Here is a 24,277-nt window from a genome sequence, read left to right on the forward strand (position 1 = left end):
ACAAAGATCGAGGTCAACGGGCGGAGACACCAGGGTGATATTTCGGCAACCTGATGTTGACCTTGGTGCCCGCGCCGCGGGCCGTCTCGACGACGAGGCCGTACTCGTCGCCGTACACCTGACGCAGCCGCTCGTCCACGTTCGCCAGCCCGACGCCGCCCGCTGGAGCGATGTCACCTGCGAGGATGCGGCGCAGCCGCTCGGGGTCCATGCCGAGCCCGTCGTCCTCGACGCTGATGCGGCACTCCGCGCCCGCGTCCTCGGCGATGATCGTGATGCGGCCGACGCCGTCCTTGCTCTCAAGCCCGTGCCGTACGGCGTTCTCGACCAGCGGTTGCAGGCACAGGAACGGCACCGCGACCGGCAGCACCTCGGGCGCGATGCGCAGCGTGACCTGAAGCTGGTCGCCGAACCTGGCCCGCTCCAGGATCAGGTAGCGGTCGATGGAGCGCAGCTCCTCGGCCAGCGTGGTGAACTCGCCGTGCCGCCTGAAGGAGTAGCGGGTGAAGTCGGCGAACTCCAGCAGCAGTTCCCTGGCCCGCTCCGGGTCGGTGCGCACGAACGAGGCGATGGTGGTCAGCGAGTTGTAGATGAAGTGCGGCGAGATCTGCGCGCGCAGCGCCCGCACCTCGGCCTCCATGAGCAGCGTGCGCGAGCGGTCCAGCTCCGCCAGCTCCAGCTGTGAGTCCACCCAGCCGGCCACCTCCTGCGCGGCCCTGACCAGCCCGGCGGAGGCGTTCTGCCCGTAGGCGGCCAGCGCCCCGACCACCCGGTCGTCGGTCGTCAGCGGCACCACCACGGCGTGCCTGATGGGGCATTCCAGCAGGTCGCAGTGGATGGTCAGGACCTGTGTGCGGCCGTCCTTGAGGGTCGCCGCCGCGTGCTCGAACGCCTGCTCGGCGTGGTGGTCGTCGCCGGCCCCGTCGTAGACGAGCAGCCGTTCGCCGTCGGTGACGGCCAGGGCCGCCGAGCCGAGCAGGGCGCGCAGGTGCCGCGAGGCGCGCTGGGCGCCGTCGGCGGTCAGGCCGGCCCGCAGCGGCGGCCCGGCCAGCGAGGCGGTGTGCAGGGTCTCGAACGTGGCCCGCTCCGCCGGGCTGGTGCCCAGCTCGCGGCGGCCCCGCATGACCCGCCACAGCACGATCGAGGGCACACCGACGACCACCGCCACGACGGCCGCGCCGACCAGGTACTCCACGCGGCCAGAGCCTAGCCGTTCAGGGGAGCGCCTTGGAGATGAGGTCGGCGTACGACTGGGCCTCCTCGGCGGACTCGTACTTCGTGCGCGGCCAGAAGAAGCCGCGCAGCCCGTCCTTCTTGTTGCGCGGCACCACGTGCACGTGCAGGTGGGCGACGCTCTGGCTGATGCGGTTGTTCATCGCCACGAACGTGCCGCCGGCCTGCAGCCCCTGCTCCACGGCCCGCGCCATGGCCTGTACGCGCTCGAAGAACGGCCCCACGTCGCCCAGGTCGGCCAGCGTCTCCACGTGCACGCGCGGCACGACCAGCACGTGGCCCTTGAACACCGGCCGGGTGTCGAGGAAGGAGAACGCCACCTCGTCGGAGCCCACGACATGGGCGGGCCGCTCACCGGCGATGATCTCGCAGAACAGGTCGGTGCTCATCGGGCGGCCTTGCCGGCGAAGGCCGTCCAGCTCGACATGTTGGGCGCGGAGAACTCGGCGGGCGCGTGCAGGAAGTGCTCGCCCACCCGCTCGCGCAGCCGCTCCGGCACCTCGCCGACCGGCACCTTCGCGCCCCGGCAGTGGTAGACCAGCCCGCCCCCGCGCTGCGCCATCGCCATCCACGGCAACCACGGCGAGACCCGGCACCAGGAGAACACGCAACTCACGTCCGGCACCCCCGAGTCCAGATCGGCGGCCGAGACGAAGAACTGGAACAACTCCATCGCCCGGTAGGTGTCACTGGCGGAGTTGTCCGGATAGTCGGCCACCTTCAGCGGCGACGGGTAGGCCAGCCGCACGTCCACGTTGAACACGACCTGGCCGCCGAGCCGCGTCCGCGGCACCGGATATCCGCCCAGCCGCTGGTTGACCGGGTCGTTGAAGACGTGCTGCACCTCGACCTCGCGCCCGGTGAGCGGGTTGTGCCAGGTGTCGAGCACCTCCCGGCTCGCCGGATCGAGGTAGAGGGCGGCCTCCCTGGTCAGCAGTCGCCACCCGCCGTCGGGCGACTCGACCGCCCTGGCCGCGTTGAGCCCCTCGAACCCGAACAGGTGATGCGGCCCGTCGTCGTCCTGCCAGCCGTAGACGTCGCCGGTCCAGTACGAGATCGTCTCCGCGCCGTCGGAGGAGGCGCGCACCCGGATGAAGTCCATGATCTGCCAGCCTAACCAGCGGCCGGCCGGCCGGCGACGGTCACGGCGAAGATCGCTTCGCCGGACAGCCGCCTGCTCTCCTCGGTGGACGGCGTCCTGGCCTGCCCGCACCGCCAGCAGTTGCGCAGCCTGATCTCGGTCGTGCCCGGCTGCTTGCCGTTGAAGACGAAGTAGGTGGTGCCGCCGGAGCCCGGCCCGCCGCCGTCGCTCTCGTGCTCCTCGCTGATGTACGAGGCCACCTTCGTGTCCGGCACCTCCACCAGGTCCCAGCCGTCGCCCTCCGACGGGTTGTCGGCGACGGCCAGCGAGAACCGCTGCCCCGGGCCCACCTCGACCCGCACGGTCGCGCCCTTGGCCCCCTTGGTCACCTTGCCGTAGTCGCTCACCGCCGATCCGGCGGCACATCCCGCCACGAGCAGGACGAGCAGGGCGTGCAGGCCAACGGCGGCCGTTCGACGCATCACCCTGGCAGGTTATCCCCAAGCACGGACACTTACCGGGCTCGGCGCCCCCTCCTCACCGTTCACCTGGTCCTGCGCCACCTCACCACGCGGGCACGGGCACTTACCTGGCCCTGCGCCGCCGCATCATCCGGCGTACCACGAAGGCGGTTACCGCGCCGGCGACCATGATGAGCATCACGGGCCGCTTCCTCGCCTCGGCCGTGGCGTCCTTGACCTGCTCCGGCGTGCCCTCGCGGACCTTGACCGCCACCTCGGACGCCTTGTGCCTGACGACCTCGGCCGCGTCGGCCGCCTTGTCCCTGGCGGTCTCCGCCGCGTGGCTCGCCATCTCCTTGGCGCTCTCGGCCGCGTGACCGGCCTTGTCCCTGGCGCTCTCCGCGGCGTGACCGGCCTTGTCCCTGGCCGTCTCGGCCGCGTGGCTCGCCCGGCCCTTCACGTCCGCCTTGCCCGCCAGCTCGCTGACGGTCTCGCCCATCTGTCGTCGGGTTTCCTTGATGTCCCTGCGCACGTCGTCCTCTTCCTCCTCGTCGTCGCCTTCCCCGCGCTCCCCGCGCATGGACTCCTCTTCCGTCCGCTGATGCGCGGCCGCTTCCGACCGCTCATCCGGTACGGGGGCCTCGGGGATGAACGTCTCGTGCTCCTGGCGGGCCCGCTCGGCCCGCCGCGCGTTGTCCGCCGCGCCCTGCCTGGTCGGCGGCACGTTGATGGACTCGCGCTCCGTCGGCGTGCCCACCGTCGCCCGGTGGGCGCCGACGTCGCCTGCGTGCTGCTCGCTGCGTCCCGGATCGGTCTCACTCATCGCCGTGTCCTCTCCTTGGCGCTGTCCTTGACCGCGTCGATATCGGCCTTGACGCTCGCGATGGTCTCGCTGGGGACCGGCGGCGTGGCCCGCTTGACCTCGTTCTTGCCGAAAAGCCCGAGGAGCGCGGCGACAACGAACAGCGCTCCCGCCACGATGGCGGCGGCCGCCCAGCCGGGCATCACCAGGGCGAGGAGCATGACGACGGCGGCCACCAGGGCCGCACCGCCGAAGAACGCGGCGATTCCCGCCGCGCCGAACAGGCCCGCACCGAATCCGGCGCGCTTGCCCTTCTCGGTCAGCTCCATCCGCGCCAGGCGCAGCTCATCCTTGACGAGCCGGGAGACCTGCTCGGAGAGGTCGCTGACCAGTTTTTGGGTGTCTGTCACGACTGTCGCCTCCTCCGCTGAGGAAGGCGACTACCCGAACAAATAGCCTTCTATCACCCGTTTTGGCCGCTTCGCGGGCTTATCGCCGCTTGGCAGCCCTGAGCAGGAACCCCAGGACGTTGACCACGGGGTCCTTCTGAACTTCGCACCAGTTGTCGGGCTTCTTCGGCTTGCTCCACGGGGATGGGAGCTCGCACGAGGGAGCCTGCGGCTTCGGCCGCTCACACCACGATCCGGGAGTGTTCATAGCCTCAGTCTACGTCTTCCGATGGCAAATGAGGTGGGTCAATGCACCAAGCGCACGGTAGGGATCCGTCCTGCCCGCCTGCTCCTCGGCCGCCAGCAGTTCGTCCAGGTCATCGGGGATGGGCGCGTCGTTGGGCGCGGCGTCGCTGAGCACGCGCACGCCGTACCACTGCCGTACCTCCAGCCCCTGTGCGCCCAGCCGTCGCGTCAGCTCGCCCAGCCGGTCGGCCCTGGCCGCAACGCCGAGCCGGTTGACGTAGCCCACCCCATCGAACGCGCGCAGCGCCCCCTCCCAGTCGCCCAGCAGCCCGGGCCGCATGGCCAGCGCGTCGCCGTTGCGCACGAGCAGCGACAGCAGGCCGCCGGGGGCGAGCATGCGGGCCAGCGCGGCGAGGAGCGGGTCGGGGTCGTCGAAGTACATGAGCACGCCGTGGCAGAGCACCACGTCGAAGTTGCCCGGCCCGAACAGCTCATCCAGCCGCTCGGCCGGCGACCGCACGGTCCTGACGCGCATGCCCGGCTGGATGCCCGCCTCAAGGAGGTCGAGCAGTTCGCGGGAGGCGTCGAGCGCGGTGACGTGGTGGCCCCTGGCCGCCATCCTGAGCGACTGGGTGCCCTGGCCCGAGCCGACGTCGAGGATGCGGCAGGGCGTGGCGGGGACGTGCTCGGCGAGCTGGCGGGTGACCAGCTCCTGCCGTACGACGTCCCGCAACCTGCCCAGCCCCGCACGCCACTTGCCCTCCGCGCCCGAGAACCTCATGCCATGATCCTAAGCGGCGGCCTCCTCGCGGGCTCAGCCAGGCGGCCCGATCTTCCGGCCTGCGGAGGTAATCTGCCGGAGTGCTGGTACACGGGGTTTGGACGGCGGACGGGCTCGCATTCTGGGCGGAGACCACCGACACCGATCCCGGCTCCACCTCCAAGATGTCCTCTCGCCGTGCCACGTCCGCGGGAGAGCGCCCTCATCCGTTCGCCGCTCCGGCGCCCGCCGTCGCCGCCGCGCTCGGCCTCGACGCCCCGGCCCCACCGCCATCACCCACGCTGGCCCTGCTGCTGCCCGGCTCGGCCAAGGAGCCGCTGCCCTCCCCCGAGACCGGCCGGCTGGCGGAGGTGGCCCGCCCCCGGCTGCGCCTGTGGCAGGTGCCCGCCATCCTCCCGGCCACCGCCGACGCGCTGCCGGTGCTGCCCCGGCACACCGGCACCGCGACGATGCGCCACTGGGCCGCCGTCGCCGCCTTCGCCCGCGACCTGGTACGCCGTGGCCGCCTCATCCCGCAACTGACGCCAAACGGGGACGGGGCGCGGGCCGTGTGGCGGCCGATCCTGACCGGGGCCGACGCCGCGTACTTCAGGGACCTGGCCCTGGCCATGCCGCCCGCCTGCCGCACCTCCCGCACCGAACGCCCCTCCGCCGGCGTCCTGCGCGAGGCGCTCGAAGCGTTCGCCGACGCCCTGGTCCGCCGCACCCTTACCGAGCCGCTGAGCACCACGCGGCCCAAGAATGAGCGGGAACGCTGGCTGGCCGCCCTCACCGGCGACGACCCGGCCTGCCCCGACGCCCCGGAGCTCAGGGGCGAGCTGGAGAAGTGGCACGACACGGTGGCGGCCTCCGAGGGCGGCGCGACGCGCGTGTGCTTCCGCCTGCTGGAGCCCGCCGACACCGACGACTGGCGGGTGGAGCTGGCGCTGCAGGCCGCCGACGACCCCAGCCTGTACGTCCCGGCCACGCACGTCTGGGCCGGCGCGACGGGTCTGCCGGGCACGCCGGAGCGGGAGCTGCTCACCGGCCTCGGCCGGGCGGTGAGGCTGTATCCCGAGTTGGACCACGCCCTGCGCGTGCCGGAGCCGAGCGAGCTGGCGCTGGACACGGCCGGCGCGTTCGGCTTCCTGCGGCAGGCCGCGCCGCTGCTGCAGGCGGCCGGGTTCGGGGTGCAGCTGCCGCGCTGGGCGGGCCGTACCAAACTGGGCCTGAAGCTGACCACGCGCACGAAGCCGCAGCAGTCGGCGGCCGCGAGCCAGGGGTTCGGCATGCGGGAGCTGGTCGACTTCCGGGTGGACCTGGCGGTGGGCGAGGAGACGATCAGCGAGGAGGAGCTGGCCGAGCTGGCCAGGCTCAAGGTGCCGCTGGTCAGGGTGCGGGGCCAGTGGGTGGAGCTGGACGACCGGCAGCTCAAGGCGGCGCTGCGGGCGGTGGAGGACGGCCGCGCGGGCGAGGCGAGCGCCGCCGACATCCTGCGGCAGGTCGTGCAGGGCGACGACGAGCTGCCGCTGCTGAGGATCGACGCGGACGGCGTGCTCGGCGACCTGCTGTCCGGTCAGGCCGAGCGGCGGCTGACCCCGCTGACGACGCCGGTGGGCCTGGACGCCACGCTGCGGCCGTACCAGGAGCGGGGGCTGGCGTGGCTGAGCTTCCTGTCGGAGCTCGGGCTGGGCGGGGTGCTGGCCGACGACATGGGGCTGGGCAAGACGATCACCACGCTGGCGCTGCTGGTGCACGAGCGCGCCGAGAGGCCGACCCTGCTGGTGTGCCCGATGTCGCTGATCGGCAACTGGCAGCGCGAGTCTGCCAGGTTCGCGCCGGGGCTGCGGGTGTACGTGCACCACGGCAGCGGGCGCGACGCCGCCGGGATCGAGGAGGCCGACCTGGTGATCACCACGTACGGCACCGCCCACCGCGACCTGGAGACCCTCAAGCGCTTCGACTGGCGCAGGGTCGTGTGCGACGAGGCCCAGGCGATCAAGAACAGCGGCACGCTGCAGGCCCGGGCCGTACGGTCGATCCCCACGGGCACCAGGCTCGCGCTGACGGGCACGCCGGTGGAGAACCACCTGGCCGAGCTCTGGTCGATCATGGAGTTCGCCAACCCGGGCCTGCTGGGGCCGCGCTCGCGGTTCAGGACTCGCTTCCAGGAGCCGATCGAGGCCCGCCAGGACGAGCAGGCGGCCGGCGCGCTGAAACGGGCGACGGGCCCGTTCATCCTGCGCCGCCTCAAGACCGACAAGTCCATCATCTCCGACCTGCCGGAGAAGCTGGAGGTCAAGGAGTGGTGCCAGCTCACGACCGAGCAGGCCACGCTCTACCAGGCGGTCGTGGACGACATGCTGTCCAAGATCAACGACAGTGAGGGCATCGAGCGGCGCGGCCTGGTGCTGGCGGCCATGGCCAAGCTCAAGCAGGTCTGCAACCACCCCGCCCACCTGCTGAAGGACGGCTCCCGCCTGACGGGCAGGTCCGGCAAGCTGACCCGCCTGGAGCAACTCTGCGAGGAGATCCTGGCCGAGGGTGAGAAGGCGCTGCTGTTCACCCAGTACGCGGAGTTCGGCACGCTGCTGCAGCCCTACCTCGCCCAGCGCCTCGACCGCCCGGTCCTGTGGCTGCACGGCGGCCTGCCGAAGAAGACCCGCGACCGCCTGGTGGACAGGTTCCAGAACGACTCCGAGCCGACCCTGTTCGTACTCTCGCTCAAGGCCGCCGGCGTGGGGCTGAACCTGACGGCCGCCAACCACGTCATCCACGTGGACCGCTGGTGGAACCCGGCCGTCGAGGACCAGGCCACCGACCGCGCGTTCCGCATCGGGCAGCGCAGGAACGTGCAGGTGCGCAAGCTCATCTGCGCGGGCACCCTGGAAGAGCGCGTGGACCAGATGATCGAGCGCAAGAAGGCGCTGGCCGAGCGCGTCGTGGGCACCGGCGAGGACTGGCTGACCGACCTGTCCACCGAGGAGTTGCGTGAGGTGTTCAAACTGACGGCCGAAGGGGTGCGGCCACTGGACGAGAGGGTGAGCTGAGCCATGGCCGACTGGTGGTACGACCGGCCCCAGCCGATCAAGGTGGAGGGCGGGCTCAGGGCCCGCTCGCAGCGCGGCAGCATCGGCTCCACCTGGTGGTCGCGCCGCTTCATCGACATCCTGGAGCGCATCTGCGACAAGGGCCGCCTCACGCGCGGCCGGGCCTACGCCCGCCAGGGTCAGGTGCTGTCCATCGACCTGGCCGCCGGCCGGGTCAGGGCCGCCGTGCAGGGGTCGCGCAGCACCCCGTACAAGATCACGATCAACATCGAGGTGTACGGCGACGCCCTCTGGGAGGCCATCGAGGAGTCGATCGCGGCGCAGGCCGTCTACCGGGCCAAGCTCCTGGCGGGCGAGATGCCGGCCGAGATCGAGGAGTTGTTCGCCTCGATGGGGATCGACCTGTTCCCGCGCGACCTGGACATGGACTGCTCGTGCCCCGACTGGGGATTTCCCTGCAAGCACCTGTCGGCGGTGTTGTACCTGCTGGCCGAGTCGTTCGACGACGACCCGTTCCTGGTGCTGGCCTGGCGCGGGCGCACCCGCGAGCAACTGCTCGGCTCGCTGGCCACGGAGGCGGCGGCGGATCCGCTGGCCGTGGCGGACGTGCCGTTCGCCGACCGGCTGGCCGACTTCTACGCCCCGGGCGCCACCGCGCACCGCCCGGAACGCCGCCACCCGGCCGCCGCTCCCGACCTGCTCCTGCGGGTGTTTCCGCCGCCCGGCGACCTCGGGCAGGCGCTCACCCCGGCGTACGAGAAGTTCGCGGACGCGTAATCACGCCCCTGTTGCACTTTCCCTGCCCGTGACGTACAGCGATTGCTCGATTACCTTAAGTAGGAGGAGTTGTAACGCACGGAAAGGGTGGGAGCATGGGATTTTCCTGGACTTGAACCGTTGAGCTCAGCGGTCCTCGAAGGCCGCGGGCACCATGACACGCACCCCGTTCGGAACCACGCGGAGCCTGATCGGGGTGCGTAGCCGGACTTCGCCGTCCACGTCGGCGGCCATCGGCGGGTCGGTCTCCAGCAACATCTCCCGGCCCATCACGAAAGGCCCCCCTGCCAGGCTGCGCCAGCGGCCGGTCGTCGCCCTGAGCAGGGTCTCCCCGAGCAGGCGCAGTTTCTTGCCGGAGCCGAGCTGGTAGGCCACCAGCATGCCGTTGTCGATGCTGATGTCCCTGGCCACCTGCCAGCCGCCGTGGAAGCGGCCGTTGGCGATGTTGAGCTGGTGGGTGAGCAGTTCGTGGCGCTCCCCCTCCACCGTGATGTACGCGCGGAAGGGCCGGTGGCCCGGCAGGATCGTCAGCGCGGTGAGCGGGTAGGCGGGGCGGCCCACGACCCGCTTGAGCCACGGCTTGACCTTGCCCGCCACCTCGACCGACACCCCGAAGCTGGCCAGGTTGGCGAACGGCCGGTCGTCGGCCATGCCGAGGTCGATGTCGGCCACCTTGCCGGTGGCGAACACCCTGATCGCCCCCGCCAGGTCGAGCGGCAGGCCCAGGCTGCGCGCGAAGTTGTTGGTGGTGCCGAGCGGCAGCACGCCCAGGGCCACGTCGCGGTGGGCGACGTGCCGTACGGCCGAGGACAGCGTGCCGTCGCCGCCGCCGACGATGAGCAGGTCGGGGTCGGTGGCCAGGGCCGTGTCGAGCAGTTCGCGCAGCCGTTTGGGGTTGTAGACCGACAACTCCGCCAGCGGCTCGAAACCGAGGTTGTGGATCTGCTCGATCACCTCGAAGTAGTGGCGGCGGCCGCGGCGCGAGCGAGTGTTCACCACCACCGCCACCCGGCGATCCCGCCGGATCGCCTCGGTGTGCTCATCCTTGGTGCGCAGTTCGCTCATGGTCATCAATCGTAGGTGCAAAGAGGGGGGCCTGGAGTCGATCGCGAAAGGCGGCCGACCCCAGGCGAAAAGCAGTCATCGAGATGTCATCCCGAGGTCACTTCTTGGGCGGGACCACGTGCACGATCGCACCCAGGTTGCCCGGCAGCGGGCTGAGAAGCTTGAGCTGCACGCCCAGCGCCTTGCCCTCGTCACCGGGGTTGCCGGTGCCGAGCGTCGAGCCCTGGACCACCTGGCCGTAGAGCTGCGTGGCCGGGGTGCCGTCCTGGTTGACCGCGCGGGTGGTGTAACGCTGATCACCCTTCGACGGCACGACCACCGAGGCGTCGGCGTCCCGGTAGTACAGGCTGCTGCCGATCAGCTCGATGCCCGGGTACCAGGTCTTGGCGTCGGTGAAGGTGGACACGCCCTTCTGCGCGGGGAAGTCCGTGCAGTACTCGCTGTACGGCTCGTCCGCCGCCTCCAGGCACTCCTTGAACGGATAGGTCCTACCGAACCCGAACGCGGCGTTGGAGGTCTGGACGCGTCCCTGCAGGTTCTTCTGCACGGTCGGGTCCTTCTCGGCCGCGGCGCCGGTCCTGCGCAGCGGCTCGTAGTGGGAGTCCACGACCAGCAGGCTGCCCTTGGGGCCGATGCTCGGCGCCTGGGTGATGGTGGAGGCGATGTTGTTGTTGACGTACGTCGAGTCGCGGTACCAGACGAGCAGCCCCGGCGCGTTGTACTTCACCTTCTGCACCTTCCACGCGCCTTCGCGCATGTAGTCGGTGTCGTAGGTGTACTGCAGGCCCTTGTCGAAGCCGTCGAAGTTGCGCCACTCGGCGAGGTAGAAGCGGGAGATCTCGCGCTCGCCGTTGTTGCGGGTCCAGCCGGCGCCGCTGGTGTTGGTGAAGGTGCCGCCGACGGGCTTCCAGCCGTTGTCCCCGCCCTCGACGTCGTCGCTCCACACCGACGTGCCGTCGCTGGTGAGCTCGAAGTCGTCGGCATGCCAGCCGCGCTCCTGGAAGGCGGCGTCGGTGTTGAAGGCGAGCCGCAGCTTGACGGTCTGCCCGGCGAACGGCGTCAGGTTGACGTAGTCGTGCCGCCAGCCGCCGCTGTCGCCGGTGAGCCCGTACTTCTTGTTGCCGAACGCGGCGAGGTTGTTGTTCGGGTCCGGGTAGTCGTCAGGGGTGCTGACCTCGTTGCCGGCCTCGTCGTGGACCTTCTGCTGGGCCCAGGTCTCGCCGCCGTCGGTGGAGATCTCGACGAAGCCGAAGTCCCAGTCCTGCTCGATCACGTAGTTGTTCCACATCCAGAACCGCACGTCGGATCCGGCGGGCACGGGCACGTCACGGGTGAGCGTGAGGTTGGCCCAGTCCTGGTCCAGGCCGCTCCACCAGGCGTTCGAGCCGCTGTGCACGTCGATCATCTTGACCGGCTGCGAGGCCAGGTTGACGCGGATGCCGTCCTGGGTGAGCTTGGGCGTGCGCGAGGACTGGCCGACCGTGACGATCTTGGCGGCGTCGCCCGGGTCGAACGTCTTCGGGTTGGCCCAGCCGAGCACCCACTTGTCCCACAGTCCCATGTGGGACGGCATGGACTGGAAGATCGGCCCGGAGTGGGAGCCGCTGGACATCAGGTCCCAGAAGTCCACCGCGGAGCTGGCCGCGCCCGAGGTGTCGTACAGGTCGGGCAGACCCAGGTCGTGGCCGTACTCGTGGGCGAAGACACCGACGCCGGAGTCCTCCGGCTGCACGATGTAGTTGGAGATCTTCTTGTCGGTGCCGGGGACCTTGTAGCCGCCCGCGACGGCGCTGGAGTGCGCCCAGATCGCGTACGTGCCCTCGGCGCCGCCGTCGGAGGACTTGTCCTTGCCGGCGTGCACCAGCACCAGGTGGTCGATCACGCCGTCGGGCTCGGCGTGGTTGCCGTCACCGTCGGCGTCGGAGACGTCCTCGACGTCGTAGTCGGCCCACGGGAAGTCGGGTTGTGCCTTGGCCAGCGCCTCGACCGTGTCGATGGGAAGCTGCTGGGCGCCGAGCGGGTTGTCGGGGTGGCCGGACATGTCCTGGGGCGCTCCGCCGCACTTGGCGGCGCCGTACCAGGCCTCGGAGTGCGGGACCTTGATCCAGCCGACCGCCGAGCCGGTGACGGAGTAGGCGCCCTTGGACATCTCCTCGTACATCTTCTTCATCGTGAAGCCGGAGATGTCGATGCCGGGCTTGCCGTCGCGCGGGTCCTTCAGGTCCGGGCGCACGCGCTCGGTGATGCCCTTGTCGGTGTAGAGCATCTTGTTGAAGTGCTCGGTGCTGAAGTCCTTGACCCAGAAGGAGTTGTTGTCCTTGGCGGGCAGCTTGGCGGGGTCGGGGATGTTGTTGTGCAGCGGGCCGTTCAGCAGCGTGCCCGCCGGCTCGACCACGCAGTCGTCCGGCCCGCTGTTGACGGTGCGCAGCCGGTTGTAGCCGGAGAAGTCGTCGTTGGCCTGCTCGTTGAACTCGACCAGGACGGTGAGGAGCTTGGCCGTGCGGACCTGCTTGGAATTCTTGAAGATCCATTCAGCGGGGTTGCGGCCGGTCTTGATGGCCTGGTTCTCGCGTGCGGCGAGAACACGGCCGGCCGTCGGGTTTCCGCTGTTGAACTTGCGGTCGAACTTCTGCGCGGGGGTGAGCGAGCGCGCATTGTCGTTGACCAGCGTCGGCTCCTTGCCGTCCCTCTGGACCTGCGGCGGAGCGTAGTTGATGTAGTAGTCGGCGGCCGTGGGCTGGTAGTTCGCGACCGAGGACGCGGACGCGGCCGGCACGGACAGGGCGGCGCCGAGAAGGGCCACCGCCGGGAACGTTGCTAACAAACGCTTTGTGCTGGGCACCAGGAACCCTCTCTGCCCGGGATCGCCGGGCGCATGGCCATGAGGTATGCAATGCCGGACGCTAGATGGTGCCTCAACCGGTCGTAAAGTACGTTGTTGAAACGTGATCAAACTACGACATTCAGAACATCAAACTTCCGGCGACGACTCCGCCCGCGATGGCCCCTCCGTAACAGAGCAGCGCTATCAGCAGGTCGAATCTGGCGATGCCGAGCAGTTCCTCGCTGGTGTGCCGGATCCGGTGCGCGGCGTGGAAGAGGCACAACACGACCACCGCGAGGAGCGCGAGCCGTACGAGCACGTTGTCCAGCAGCCCGCGCAGGTGCGCGGCGTCCGGCCAGTCCAGGATGCCGAGCGGCATGAGCACCCCGAACAGCAGCACCAGCACGGGCAGCACGAGCGCCGCCACCACTCCCCCGCCGCTGAACATCAGCCACAGGTACGGCTCGGGGCTTCGTCGGGTCTTCACTGGAACCCCCTCAGGACGAAGAAGGCGATGACCGCCGAGACCGCCAGCCAGAGCGAGTGGTTGCCGCCCTGGATCATCCAGGCGGGCAGCCGGTAGCCGTCCAGCCGGACGACCGCCGCCTTGGGGGCCAGGTTCAGGAAGGTGAGCGCGTGGAAGGCGGTCGCGGCCAGGGCGACCACGTTGATCGCGATCATCCAGGGCCGGGCGGCCAGCGCCACGAAGGCGTCCAGGCTCCCGCCCAGCACCGCGTCGATGAGCATCAGCAGGTAGACGATCGTCCAGGCGACGAAGACGCTGGTCAGCTCGCGCAGCACGAAGACGGTGTAGTTGCGGGTGCGGGCGAACCACAGGGGGTCCCGGCGCGGCTGGTACACGGTCTGGGCTTTCACCGTGTGCTCCATGGCAGCACCGAGCGCAGCGCGGCGGTCAGCTTGTAACGCTGGATGGCCTCGGCCGGGTCCACGTGCTTGGGGCAGACCTTGGTGCACTCGCCGACGAACGTGCACCCCCACACCGCGTCGTCCTGGCTCAGCACGTCGAAGCGGTCGCCCATGTCGCGCGAGTCCAGGTTGTAGCGCTGGGCCAGCGCGATGGCCGCCGGGCCGAGGAAGTCGGGGTCGAGCACGTACACCGGGCAGGCCGAGTAGCACAGCAGGCAGTTGATGCACATGCTGTACTGCTTGTACGCCTCCAACTGCTCGGGCGTCTGGGCGTACTCCGTGGTCAGCGGCAGTTCCTCGCCCTCCCTGATCAGCCACGGCCGCACCGACGACAGCTTGGCCAGGAAGCCGTCGATGTCCACGACCAGGTCCCTGATGACCGGGAATCCCTTCAGCGGCTCGATCCTGACCGGGCCCCCGCCGTACTCGCCGAGGAAGGTGCCGCAGGTCAGCCGGGCCTCGCCGTTGACCGTCATGCCGCACGAGCCGCACACGCCCATCCGGCACGACCAGCGGTAGGACAGGCTGCCGTCGAGCTGGTCCTTGATGTAGTTGAGCCCGTCCAGCACGGCCCAGTCGGTCATCAGCGGCACCTCGTAGCCCTGGAAGACCGGCTCGTCGTCCTCTCCCGGGCGATACCTGGCCACTTCCATCCGGATGGTCCTCGTGCCCGACGCCTGCCGTACCGACTCTGTGGTGTCAGTCACGTCCATAGACCCTTTCTCCCGGAGGCCAGCGGGTGATCGTCACGGGCAGCAGCCCGACGGACGGCGTGCCGTCGGGCGCGCGGTGCACCAGTGAGTGCGCCAGGTACGTCTGGTCGTCCCTGGCGGAGAAGTCGGTGCGCTGGTGCGCGCCGCGCGACTCCTGTCTGTTCAGCGCGCAGGCCACGACGGTCTGCGCGATCTCCAGCATCGCGTGCAGCTCGTGCAGGTTGACCAGCTCGGTGTTGAAGGCGGTGCTGGTGTCCTCGACGCGGGCGCTCCCGGCCCGCTCGCGCAGCTCGGCGAGCGTGTCGACCGCCTTGGTCAGCACGTCGCCCGTGCGGTAGATGCCGGCGGCGCCTTCGAGGGTGTGCTGCATCTGCTCGCGCAGGTCGGCGATCCGCTCGCCGTGACCGCTGCGCTCGCGCCCGCGTTCCAGCCGCCGCCGCTCGTCCGCGCCCTGGTGCCGTACGGCCCCCACTTCCCCGCCGGGGTGCGACCTGGCGAACTCGGCGGCGGCGAGGCCGGCCCGGCGGCCGAAGACGAGGATCTCCGGCAGCGAGTTGGAGCCCAGCCGGTTGGCGCCGTTGATGCTCACGCAGGCGGTCTCACCGGCCGCGAACAGCCCCGCGATCGGGGTGGCGCCGTCGATGTCGGTGTGCACGCCGCCCATCATGTAGTGCACGACCGGGCGCACCGGGATGAGGTCGGTGGCCGGGTCGAGGTTCTGGTAGCTGCGGCACAACTCGCGCACGAACGGGATCCGGCTGTCGATCTTCGACTCGCCGAGGTGGCGCAGGTCCAGGTAGACGACGGGGCCGTACGGGGTGTCCACGGTGCGGCCCTTGTGCTGCTCGTGCACGAACGCCTGGGAGAGCCGGTCGCGCGGGCCCAGCTCCATGCTGCGCAACTTCGGCGTGGGCGTCGGCAGGCCCAGGTCGTAGTCCTGTAAGTAGCGGTAGCCGTCCTTGTTGATCAGCCAGCCGCCCTCCGCCCTGGCCGCCTCGGTGATGAGGATGCCGGTGAACGGCAGGCCGGTCGGGTGGTACTGGACGAACTCCATGTCCTTGAGCGGCGCGCCCTCCCGGTAGGCCAGGGCCATGCCGTCGCCGGTCTTGATGGCGGCGTTCGTGGTGAAGGGGAAGATCTTGCCGCAACCGCCGGTGGCCAGGATGACGGTCCTGGCGGGGATGGTCTCGATGCGGCCGGTCCTGATCTCCACGGCCACGACGCCGTGCACGCGGCCGTCGTCCACGACGAGCTTGGTGACGAACCACTCGTCGTACCTGATGATGTCCTGATATTTCAGGGTTGTTTGGAAGAGTGCGTGCAGGAGGTGGAAGCCGGTCTTGTCGGCGGCGTACCAGGTGCGCATCTTCTTCATGCCGCCGAACGGGCGCACCGCCACCCGGCCGTCGTTCTCCCTGCTCCACGGGCAGCCCCAGTGTTCGAGCTGGATCAGCTCCCTGGGCGCCTCGGCCACGAAAGCCTCGACCGCGTCCTGGTCGCACAGCCAGTCGCCGCCGGAGATCGTGTCGTAACAGTGCTCGTCGAGCGTGTCGCCGGCGCCGATCACCGCGGCGGCACCGCCCTCGGCGGAGACCGTGTGGCTGCGCATCGGGTAGACCTTCGACACGACCGCCACCTTGAGCGAGGGGTCCGTCTCGGCGACCGCGATGGCCGCACGCAGACCCGCTCCGCCTCCCCCGACGATGAGCACATCGATCATTGAGGTCACACTCCGTGGTCAGGTTGTATGGGGTCCTTGACACGCTTGCCGTCGTGGCGGACGGAGGACAGGTGAATGCTTCCGTCGTGGTACTCGTGGCGGATCCTGCGGCAGCCGCAGTCGAAGAGCTGGTCACGGATCAGCAGCCCGTAGCCGTCGTCGTCAACGAGGCGCTCACCGCCGGACTTCTTGCCGCAGGGGGCCGTCTCGGGGTCGAAGGGGATCTTCGTGCCTGTCATCGCCGATCTCCTTAGATAGGCGAAACCTCATGGGCGGTTCAGCCGGGTTCGTCCTCGCGCCGCGGCACCTGCGGGGTCTCGTCCTGTTCGACCTCGGGCGTCTCGTCCGGCTTCTCGTTCGTCTCGTGCGGGTAGTGCAGGTCGAAGGCGGGCCGCTCGGAGCGGATGCGCGGCATGCTGGTGAAGTTGTGCCGCGGCGGCGGGCAACTCGTCGCCCACTCCAGGGAGTTGCCGTAGCCCCAGGGGTCGTCGAGGGTGACCTTGGGCGCCCGCCTGGCGGTCTTCCAGACGTTGTAGAGGAACGGCAGCGTCGAGGCGCCCAGCAGGAACGCGCCCACCGAGGAGATCTGGTTGAGCAGGGTGAAGCCGTCGCCCACGCCGTAGTCCGCGTAACGCCTGGGCATGCCGATCTGCCCGAGGAAGTGCTGGATGAGGAAAGTGGTGTGGAAGCCGATGAACAACGTCCAGAAGTGCACCTTGCCCAGGCGGTCGTCGAGCATCCGGCCGGTCATCTTCGGCCACCAGAAGTAGAAGCCGGCGAACATCGCGAACACGACGGTGCCGAACACCACGTAGTGGAAGTGGGCCACCACGAAGTAGGTGTCGCTGATGTGGAAGTCGAGCGGCGGCGAGGCCAGGATCACGCCCGTCAGTCCGCCCAGCAGGAACGTCACCAGGAAGCCCACGCAGAACAACATCGGTGACTCGAAGCTCAGATGGCCCCGCCACATCGTGCCGATCCAGTTGAAGAACTTCACCCCGGTCGGCACCGCGATGAGGAACGTCATGAACGAGAAGAACGGCAGCAACACCTGCCCGGTCGGGAACATGTGGTGCGCCCACACGGTCATCGACAGGCCCGCGATCGCGATCGTGGCCCCGACCAGCGTGATGTAGCCGAACAGCGGCTTGCGGCTGAAGACCGGGATCACCTCGGAGATGATCCCGAAGAACGGCAGCGCGATGATGTACACCTCGGGGTGCCCGAAGAACCAGAACAGGTGCTGCCAGAGCAGCGGCCCGCCATTCTCGGCCAGGAAGACCTGGGTGCCCAGCTTGCGGTCGGCCTCCAGCACCAGCAGCGCGGCGGCCAGCACCGGGAAGGCCATCAGCACGAGCATGCTGGTCAGCAGCACGTTCCAGGTGAACAGCGGCATCCGGAACATGGTCATGCCGGGCGCCCGCATGCCGATGATCGTGGTGATGAAGTTGACCGCGCCGAGGATCGTGCCCAGGCCCGACAGGGCCAGGCCCATGATCCACAGGTCCGCGCCGACCTGCGGCGAGTAGATCCCGTCGGACAGCGGCGTGTAGGCGAACCACCCGAAGTCGGCCGCGCCGCCGGGGGTGAAGAACCCGGCCACCACCATCAGCCCGCCGAACAGGAACAACCAGTACGCCACCGCGTTCAGCCGCGGGAAGGCCACGTCGGGCGCGCCGATCTGCAGCGGCATGACCACGTTCGCGAACCCGGCGAACAGCGGGGTGGCGAACAGCAGCAGCATCACCGTGCCGTGGATGGTGAACAGCTGGTTGTACTGCTGCTGAGTGACCACCTGCATGCCCGGCGACACCAGCTCGGCCCTGATGATCATCGCCATGACGCCCGCGACGAGGAAGAACCCGAACGAGGTGATCAGGTAGAGGTACCCGATGACCTTGTGGTCGGTCGTCGACATCCAGGAGGCGATGACGGTCCCGGTGCGACGGCGCCTGACCTGCTCGATCGAGGTCTCTCGAACAGTCGTCACGGCTGCTCCCCTCCAGCGCGGAGTTGTGGCTGCCCCGATCTACCCATTCCACGCCAACGATCGCCGCGGGGGAAGTCGTTCTTCGACAGTTCTTCGCCCGTTCTTTGCCCTCCGACGCCGAAAACGCCGGTTCGAGGGCTGTCCAGAATGCGGATACGTACCGGCGTACCTGGTCGGATCTTCTATCCTTCGTAGGCCGCATCAGAATCGGAGGAGATGCTCGTGACCGCCCAGCGTGACTACGCCGACCTCGTCCAGCGAAAGCTCTCGCTCGACCTCACCAGGGGCAAGCCGTCGCCGCGCCAGCTCGACCTCTCCAACGACCTGCTCAAACTGCCGTCGTCGTTCCGGGCTGCCGACGGCACGGACGGCCGCAACTACGGCAACCTGCAGGGCCTGGCCGAGCTGCGCGAGTTGTTCGCGCCGCTGCTGAACGTGCCGGCGGAGCAGTTGGTCGTCGGGGGTAACGCCAGCCTGGCCCTCATGCACGACACCGTGGCGCACGCGCTGCTGACGCCCGTGCCGGGCGCCGCGCGCCGGTGGGTCGAGGAGCCGGAGATCACGTTCCTCTGCCCGGTCCCCGGATATGACCGGCATTTCACCATCTGCGAGCGGTTCGGGATCAAGATGGTGCCCGTTCCGATGAACGCCGGCGGCCCCGACATGGACGTGGTCGAGCGCCTGGTGGCCACCGACCCGAGCGTCAAGGGCATGTGGTGCGTGCCGAAGTACAGCAACCCGTCCGGCATCACCTACAGCGACGAGACCGTGCGCAGGCTGGCCGCCATGCCGTCGGCCGCGCCCGACTTCCGGATCTTCTGGGACAACGCGTACGCGGTGCACCACCTCACCGACACCCCCGACGAGCTGGCCGACCTGCTCGCCCTGGCCACCGAGCAGGGCAACGCCGACCGCGTCTTCGTCTACGCCTCCACCTCGAAGGTGACGCTGGCGGGCTCCGGCGTGTCGTTCTTCGGCGGCTCGCCGGCGAACGTGAAGTGGTTCCTGCACCAGACCTCGAAGCAGTCCATCGGCCCCGACAAGATCAACCAGCTCCGCCACGTGGAGTTCCTGCGTGACGGCGCGGGCGTGGCCGCGCACATGCGCCGGCACGCCGAGCTGATCGGGCCGAAGTTCGAGCTGGTGGACAAGGTGCTGACCGAGCGGCTCGGCGACCTGGCCACCTGGACGAGCCCCAAGGGCGGCTACTTCATCAGCCTGGAGGTGCCGCACGCCGCCGAGGTGGTGGCCAGGGCCAAGGCCGCCGGCATCGCGCTGACGCCTGCCGGCGCCACGCACCCGTACGGCAAGGACCCCGACGACCGCACGATCAGGATCGCGCCCACCTTCCCCGAAATGGAGGAGCTGGAGCAGGCCATCAACGGCCTGGCCGTCTGCGTCCGCCTGGTGGCGGAGGAGCAGGGCTGACCCGGTCGGCCCCCGCTATGTGAGGCGGGGGCCGCCGTTCCTGAAGCCGAAGATGTACTCGCGCGTCTCGCTCGGGTGGAACCACACGTCCACGCCGGGCTCGAAGACCACGTTGTCGCGCGCGCAGTAGTACAGGCCCTCCCACACGGCCAGGGCCTTCTCCCTGGCCGGGCCCTCCTGCGTGTCGCGCCTGCGCGCGCCGTACGCGCCGAGCACGTTCAGCAGCCCCAGCCCCCAGAAGATGCCGGTCAGGCAGAACGGGGCCAGCAGCACCTCGCCCCAGTTCGGGTCCTGCCCCATCGCGATCACCAGCGACACGACCAGGTGCACCAGGCCCGCGACCAGCAGCAGGACGTAGCCCTGGTTCCTGGCCCACGGCGTGTAGTGACGGCTGGGGAAGGACAACCACACCGCGAGCTGCGTGCGGCTCATGACGTGCTTGGACGCGCCCAGCGACGCGGCGGTGGGCAGGTCGGCGATCTCCCGCGTGCCCGGTAACCTGACCCGCCCGATTCTGTACGTGGTCCCGGCCGCGACCGCACCCGGAACCGCTACAACCTGGTCAGTCTCCGAACACAGCGGGCACCCGAGTTTCACCTGGGCAGTCTTCCCTTTGGGAACGTACTGCGCAAACCATAGGCTGAGGCACGTGAGACCGATTGATGCCCTGGTGAACTCCCTGTCCGAAGCCCGCGTCGTGACCGACCCCGACGTGATCGACTCCTACGCCCGCGACCGAACCTTCCTCGAACCCGGCAAACCGCTCGGCGTCGTGCTGGCCGCCTCCCGCGACGACGTGGTGACCACCCTGAAGTGGGCCACCGAGCACCGGGTGCCGGTCGTGCCGCGCGGCGCGGGCACCGGCCTGGCGGGCGCCTCGGTGGCCGGCGACGGCTCGATCGTCCTGTCGCTGGCCAGGATGACCGCGATCAGGGAGCTCTCCCCCGCCGACGAGATCGCCGTCGTCGAGCCCGGCGTCATCACCGCCGACCTGGACAAGGCCGCCAGGGAGCACGGGCTCATGTACGCGCCCGACCCGTCCTCGTACGAGATCTCCACCATCGGCGGCAACCTGGCCACCAACGCCGGCGGGCTGCGCTGCGTGAAGTACGGCGTCACCAGGGATTCCGCCCTCGGCCTTGAGGTCGTGCTGGCCGACGGCCGGGTGCTGAACACCGGCCGGCGCACGATGAAGGGCGTCACGGGCTACGACCTGACCGGGCTGTTCGTCGGCTCGGAGGGCACGCTCGGCGTGATCACCGCCGCCACCGTACGGCTGCGCCGCGCGCCCGCCGTACCGCCCGCGACGTTCGCCGCCGAGTTCGGCTCGCTGCGCGAGGCGGGGGCCGCCGTGTCGGCGATCATGGCGGCCGGCTGCCAGCCCTCGCTCATGGAACTGCTCGACCGCGCCACGCTGGAGGCCATCGACGACTGGCGCAACATCGGGCTCGAACCCACCACGCAGGCCATGTTGATCGGCCAGTCCGACGCCGCCGACGGCCAGGCCGTGGCCGAGCGCATGGAGCGCATCTGCACCGACAACGGCGCCTCGTTCGTGGCCGTCTCCTCCTCCCCGCAGGAGGCCGAGGAGCTGATCGGGCTGCGGCGGCTGGCGTACGGGGCCAAGGAGCGGCAGGGCGCGTGCCTGGTCGAGGACGTGTGCGTGCCGCGCTCCGCGCTGCCCGAGATGATCACCCGGATCGAGGCGGCGGCGGCCAGGCACGGGGTGCGGATCGCCACGGTGGCGCACGCCGGCGACGGCAACCTGCACCCGGTCTTCATCTTCGAGCACGGCACCGTGGAGCCGCCGCCCGAGGTGTGGGCCGCGGCGGACGAGGTGTTCAAGGACGCCCTGGAGCTCGGCGGCACGCTCACCGGCGAGCACGGCGTGGGGCTGCTGAAGCGGCGCTGGCTGGCGCTGGAGACCGGGCCGGTGTCGGGCGAGCTGCAGGGACAGATCAAGGCCGTCTTCGACCCCCTGGGCCTGCTCAACCCAGGCAAGGCGATCTGACGCCCGGATTTTGATCTTGCCTTGACCAAGCCGTGACCTTGGACTTCGTGGCCTACACGACCTGCGGCGAAGGCTGACACGTCCCGTCAAACGGTGAAACTTCTGACAGGTCCGGCAGACGGCCCAATGATCCCGCTGGTAGCGTTTCGCCACATCTATTGGGTTGTAATGGGGGTCCGACGTGAATCAGTTCCAGCCGCTGGCGGCGGACGATCCGCGGCGGCTGGGGACGTATGACATCGTCGCCCGGCTCGGCGAGGGCGGCCAGGGCGTTGTCTATCTGGGCGAGAGCGACTCGGGGGAACAGGTCGCCGTCAAGCTGCTGCACCACGCCCTGGTGGCCGACGCCGACGCCAGGACACGTTTTCTGCGTGAGGTGGCGGTGGCGCAGCGGGTGGCGCGGTTCTGCACCGCGCCCGTGCTGCACGCCGACCTTGACGGGAGCCGGCCGTACATCGTGAGCGAGTTCGTGCCGGGGCCCTCCCTGCGCGAGCTGGTCATCAACGAGGGGCCGCGGCGGGGCGCGGCCCTGGAGCGGCTGGCGATCAGTACGGCCACCGCCCTCGCGGCCATCCATCGGGCCGGCATCCTGCACCGCGACTTCAAGCCCGCCAACGTGCTGATGGGTCCCGAGGGGCCCGTCGTGATCGACTTCGGCATCGCCCGCGCGCTGGACGCCCCCGGGGCGACGGCCACGGGGATGGCCATGGGCACGCCCTCGTACCTGGCGCCCGAGCAGCTCAGCGGGGCCGCCGTGTCCGAGGCGGCGGACGTGTTCGCGTGGGGCGTCACGATGGTCTTCGCGGCGACGGGCAAGCCCGCCTTCGGCGCCGACTCCATTCCCGTGGTGATGAACCGGATCCTCAACGAGGAGCCGGAGCTCGGGACCATGGAGGGGGTGCTGGGCGACCTGGTCGCCGCCTGCCTGTCGAAGGACCCGGCGCAGCGGCCGAGCGCGGACGAGCTGATCGTGCACCTCACCGGCCAGCCCGCGCCCAAGGCGGCGGTTGAGCCGGTGGCGGGGCAGAACATGGCGGCGGCCGGTGCCGCCGCTGCCGCTGCCGCCGCCGCCCAGGCGGGTCCCGACGCTCCCGGTGCCGGTGGCGGCGTGCCTGACATGGACAGCAGCTACCCCGGGCCGTGGACCCAGCCGACCGGGCCGCACCTCGTGGGGCTCCAGAACGGCCCGCAGCCCGGCCCGCACCAGACGGGCGACTACGGCCACGCGGCGGGCGCCGCGGCACAGGGCCAGGGCGGTGCCGCCGGTAACGCACCCCACGTCCCCAAGCTGGTCTTCTCCCCGGGCATCGCCGGCCAGGGCGGCCCCGCAGGCCAGGGCAGCCCCGGTCAGGGCGCTCCTGCCGGTCAGGGCGGTCCCGCGGGTCACGCCCCGCACGGCCCTCAGCCGGTCCATCCCCAGAACGGCCCCCAGGCGGGCCTCCCCCAAGGCGGCCCCGGCCAGGGCAGCCCCGCAGGTCAAGGCGGTCCCGCGGGACACACCCCGCACGGCCCCCAGCCGGTCCATCCTCAGGCGGGCCTCCCCCAAGGCGGTCCCGGTCACGGCGGCCCCGGTCAGGGTGGTCCCGCAGGTCAGGGCGGCGTCGGTCAGGGCGGCCCTGGTGGTGCGGCACCGCACGCTCCCCACGGCGGCCAGCAGCTTGGCATGCCCCAGGGCGGTCCAGGGGTCGGCATGCCCCAGGGTGGTCCCGGGCAGCAGGGCCCCGGCAACGCGCCGCACGGTGGCCCGCAGGCGGGGGTCCCGTTTGGAGCGCACCAGCCCGGAAGGCCCGGCGGCCCCCAGGCGGGCGCCACGCGGCCGGTTGACGGTGTGCCCGCCAAGCAGCGCCGTACCCTCACCATCGCCTTGTCGGGCGCCGCGGCCGCGGCGCTGCTCGTGGTCGGCGGCGCGGTCGTCGTGCAGGCCAACAGCAAGAGCGAGACGCCGGTCGTTAACGTGACCCGCACCCCGGACGGCGGCGCGGGCGCGGGTAACGGCGAGCCTGCCAGCCAGTCCCAGCCCCCGGCCGTTCCCACGGACACCGCGGTGCCGGTCCCCACCGTGGACATCGAGCCGGAGAAGACCAAGAAGCCGACCAGGAAGCGCACCAGGGAGCCCAGCGCCCAGGTGCCCAACCCGGTCACGCAGCCGACCAGGCGGGCCACGCCCACACCCACGAAGAAGAAGAAAAAGAAGAAGATGACGCTCGTCGAACCGGACTACGGTACGACGGCCGCGCCGGACGTCGGTTACACGAACCGGCCCATGTCGCGCAAGTCATCCAAGCCGAAGACGACCAAGGCCGCGCCGAAGACGAATCCGTACTCGGCGACCAAGGTGTGCGGCTCCGGCTACAAGGTCATCAACCAGCACGCGCTGGGCAGCAGCGCCGTGATCTACCTGCTGTACAACAGCAGCGCGGGCAAGAACTGCGTGGTTACCATGTCGCGCCTGGTGTGGCCGGGCAAGATGAAGATGAACGCCACCCTCCAGGTCAAGAGCGGCTCGACGGGCAGCAACCCGGGCTCGTTCACCGCCTACGCCGGCCCGGTGCGCCTGGCGGCCAAGAAGAAGTGCGTGATCTGGGGCGGCTCCTGGGGCACCTCCAGCTGGAAGTCCGGCTGGAGCCACTGCACCTGACCCGATCCGAGTGACAGCCGAGCCGCCGCCCGCCACCGGGCGGCGGCTCGCTCTGTGCCGGAGCCCGGACCTGCGCTAGCGTGCTTGACATGATCGCCGGGAGGACGCCGTGATCACGAGCAGGCTGGACACCGGGAGCGAGGAGCACCGGCTGCGCCGCGA

Annotated in this window: 20 protein-coding genes and 1 pseudogene; 5 read left to right on the forward strand and 16 right to left on the reverse strand. The window is 70.1% G+C overall.

The genetic code is table 11. The features are described from left to right. Positions 1-13: 13 nt before the first annotated feature. The 7 genes from AB0I81_RS06485 to AB0I81_RS06515 all read right to left on the reverse strand — a co-directional run bounded on the left by AB0I81_RS06485 (position 14) and on the right by AB0I81_RS06515 (position 4,993). Positions 14-1,195, reverse strand: a complete 1,182-nt coding sequence (locus AB0I81_RS06485) for a histidine kinase (RefSeq protein WP_360650972.1) — start codon at positions 1,193-1,195, stop codon at positions 14-16. A 19-nt stretch (positions 1,196-1,214) separates the two neighbouring features. Further along, a complete protein-coding gene (locus AB0I81_RS06490) occupies positions 1,215-1,622 on the reverse strand; it encodes an HIT family protein (protein WP_360650975.1) in 408 nt (135 codons plus the stop codon). Next, the gene (locus AB0I81_RS06495) at positions 1,619-2,335 is read right to left on the reverse strand and encodes a DUF1838 family protein (protein ID WP_360650978.1); all 717 of its coding nucleotides are present in this window, start codon (positions 2,333-2,335) and stop codon (positions 1,619-1,621) included. Before AB0I81_RS06495 ends, AB0I81_RS06490 begins: the two co-directional genes overlap by 4 nt. Before the next feature lie 11 nt (positions 2,336-2,346). Further along, entirely contained in the window at positions 2,347-2,796 is a 450-nt protein-coding gene (locus AB0I81_RS06500) for a protease inhibitor I42 family protein (RefSeq protein WP_360652024.1), read from the reverse strand. 103 nt (positions 2,797-2,899) lie between these two features. Beyond that, positions 2,900-3,598 (reverse strand): DUF3618 domain-containing protein, encoded by a 699-nt coding sequence (locus tag AB0I81_RS06505; RefSeq protein ID WP_360650981.1) that lies wholly within the window; start codon positions 3,596-3,598, stop codon positions 2,900-2,902. Continuing rightward, positions 3,595-3,987, reverse strand: a complete 393-nt coding sequence (locus AB0I81_RS06510; RefSeq protein WP_360650983.1) for a phage holin family protein — start codon at positions 3,985-3,987, stop codon at positions 3,595-3,597. Before AB0I81_RS06510 ends, AB0I81_RS06505 begins: the two co-directional genes overlap by 4 nt. Before the next feature lie 256 nt (positions 3,988-4,243). Next, positions 4,244-4,993, reverse strand: coding sequence for a methyltransferase domain-containing protein (locus AB0I81_RS06515; RefSeq protein WP_360650986.1), 750 nt, complete (start codon positions 4,991-4,993; stop codon positions 4,244-4,246). 164 nt (positions 4,994-5,157) lie between these two features. Here AB0I81_RS06515 and AB0I81_RS06520 point away from each other — a divergent pair, with 164 nt between their 5' ends. Together AB0I81_RS06520 and AB0I81_RS06525 are read left to right on the forward strand one after the other, a co-directional pair. Next, positions 5,158-8,022 (forward strand): DEAD/DEAH box helicase, encoded by a 2,865-nt coding sequence (locus AB0I81_RS06520; protein WP_360652027.1) that lies wholly within the window; start codon positions 5,158-5,160, stop codon positions 8,020-8,022. Positions 8,023-8,025: 3 nt separating this feature from the next. Further along, positions 8,026-8,799, forward strand: a complete 774-nt coding sequence (locus AB0I81_RS06525) for an SWIM zinc finger family protein (protein ID WP_360650989.1) — start codon at positions 8,026-8,028, stop codon at positions 8,797-8,799. A gap of 126 nt (positions 8,800-8,925) precedes the next feature. Here AB0I81_RS06525 and AB0I81_RS06530 read toward each other — a convergent pair whose 3' ends face one another. From AB0I81_RS06530 to ctaD, 8 genes are all read right to left on the reverse strand, one after another. After that, positions 8,926-9,864, reverse strand: coding sequence for a diacylglycerol kinase family protein (locus AB0I81_RS06530; protein ID WP_360650991.1), 939 nt, complete (start codon positions 9,862-9,864; stop codon positions 8,926-8,928). A 97-nt stretch (positions 9,865-9,961) separates the two neighbouring features. Then, the gene (locus AB0I81_RS06535) at positions 9,962-12,667 is read right to left on the reverse strand and encodes an immune inhibitor A domain-containing protein (protein WP_360650994.1); all 2,706 of its coding nucleotides are present in this window, start codon (positions 12,665-12,667) and stop codon (positions 9,962-9,964) included. A 160-nt stretch (positions 12,668-12,827) separates the two neighbouring features. Beyond that, the gene (gene frdD / locus AB0I81_RS06540; protein ID WP_360650997.1) at positions 12,828-13,175 is read right to left on the reverse strand and encodes a fumarate reductase subunit FrdD; all 348 of its coding nucleotides are present in this window, start codon (positions 13,173-13,175) and stop codon (positions 12,828-12,830) included. Further along, entirely contained in the window at positions 13,172-13,564 is a 393-nt protein-coding gene (locus AB0I81_RS06545; protein ID WP_360651000.1) for a hypothetical protein, read from the reverse strand. The genes frdD and AB0I81_RS06545 overlap by 4 nt, the downstream gene beginning before the upstream one ends. Then, positions 13,561-14,322, reverse strand: a complete 762-nt coding sequence (sdhB, locus tag AB0I81_RS06550; RefSeq protein ID WP_360651003.1) for a succinate dehydrogenase iron-sulfur subunit — start codon at positions 14,320-14,322, stop codon at positions 13,561-13,563. Before sdhB ends, AB0I81_RS06545 begins: the two co-directional genes overlap by 4 nt. After that, positions 14,315-16,048, reverse strand: coding sequence for a fumarate reductase (quinol) flavoprotein subunit (gene frdA / locus AB0I81_RS06555; RefSeq protein WP_360651006.1), 1,734 nt, complete (start codon positions 16,046-16,048; stop codon positions 14,315-14,317). Before frdA ends, sdhB begins: the two co-directional genes overlap by 8 nt. 5 nt (positions 16,049-16,053) lie before the next feature. Next, positions 16,054-16,287: a hypothetical protein gene (locus tag AB0I81_RS06560; RefSeq protein WP_360651009.1), complete on the reverse strand. Its 234-nt coding sequence runs from the start codon at positions 16,285-16,287 to the stop codon at positions 16,054-16,056. Between the two features lie 38 nt (positions 16,288-16,325). Beyond that, on the reverse strand, positions 16,326-17,966 hold the full coding sequence (gene ctaD / locus AB0I81_RS06565) for a cytochrome c oxidase subunit I (RefSeq protein WP_360652030.1): 1,641 nt from the start codon (positions 17,964-17,966) through the stop codon (positions 16,326-16,328). A gap of 285 nt (positions 17,967-18,251) precedes the next feature. Between ctaD and AB0I81_RS06570 the strand changes: the two are divergent. Continuing rightward, positions 18,252-19,466, forward strand: a pseudogene (locus AB0I81_RS06570) (aminotransferase class I/II-fold pyridoxal phosphate-dependent enzyme); the annotation flags it as partial. Positions 19,467-19,481: 15 nt separating this feature from the next. On the opposite strand, the gene AB0I81_RS06575 reads toward AB0I81_RS06570, so the two are convergent. Beyond that, positions 19,482-20,063: a hypothetical protein gene (locus tag AB0I81_RS06575; RefSeq protein WP_360651012.1), complete on the reverse strand. Its 582-nt coding sequence runs from the start codon at positions 20,061-20,063 to the stop codon at positions 19,482-19,484. A gap of 52 nt (positions 20,064-20,115) precedes the next feature. Between AB0I81_RS06575 and AB0I81_RS06580 the strand changes: the two genes are divergently transcribed. Together AB0I81_RS06580 and AB0I81_RS06585 are read left to right on the forward strand one after the other, a co-directional pair. Then, positions 20,116-21,477, forward strand: coding sequence for an FAD-linked oxidase C-terminal domain-containing protein (locus tag AB0I81_RS06580; RefSeq protein WP_360651015.1), 1,362 nt, complete (start codon positions 20,116-20,118; stop codon positions 21,475-21,477). Positions 21,478-21,658: 181 nt separating this feature from the next. Next, entirely contained in the window at positions 21,659-24,115 is a 2,457-nt protein-coding gene (locus AB0I81_RS06585) for a serine/threonine-protein kinase (RefSeq protein ID WP_360651017.1), read from the forward strand. Positions 24,116-24,277 lie beyond the last annotated feature (162 nt).

It is taken from the genome of Nonomuraea sp. NPDC050404, from assembly GCF_040655495.1.
In the GTDB taxonomy this organism is placed as follows: Bacteria; Actinomycetota; Actinomycetes; order Streptosporangiales; family Streptosporangiaceae; genus Nonomuraea.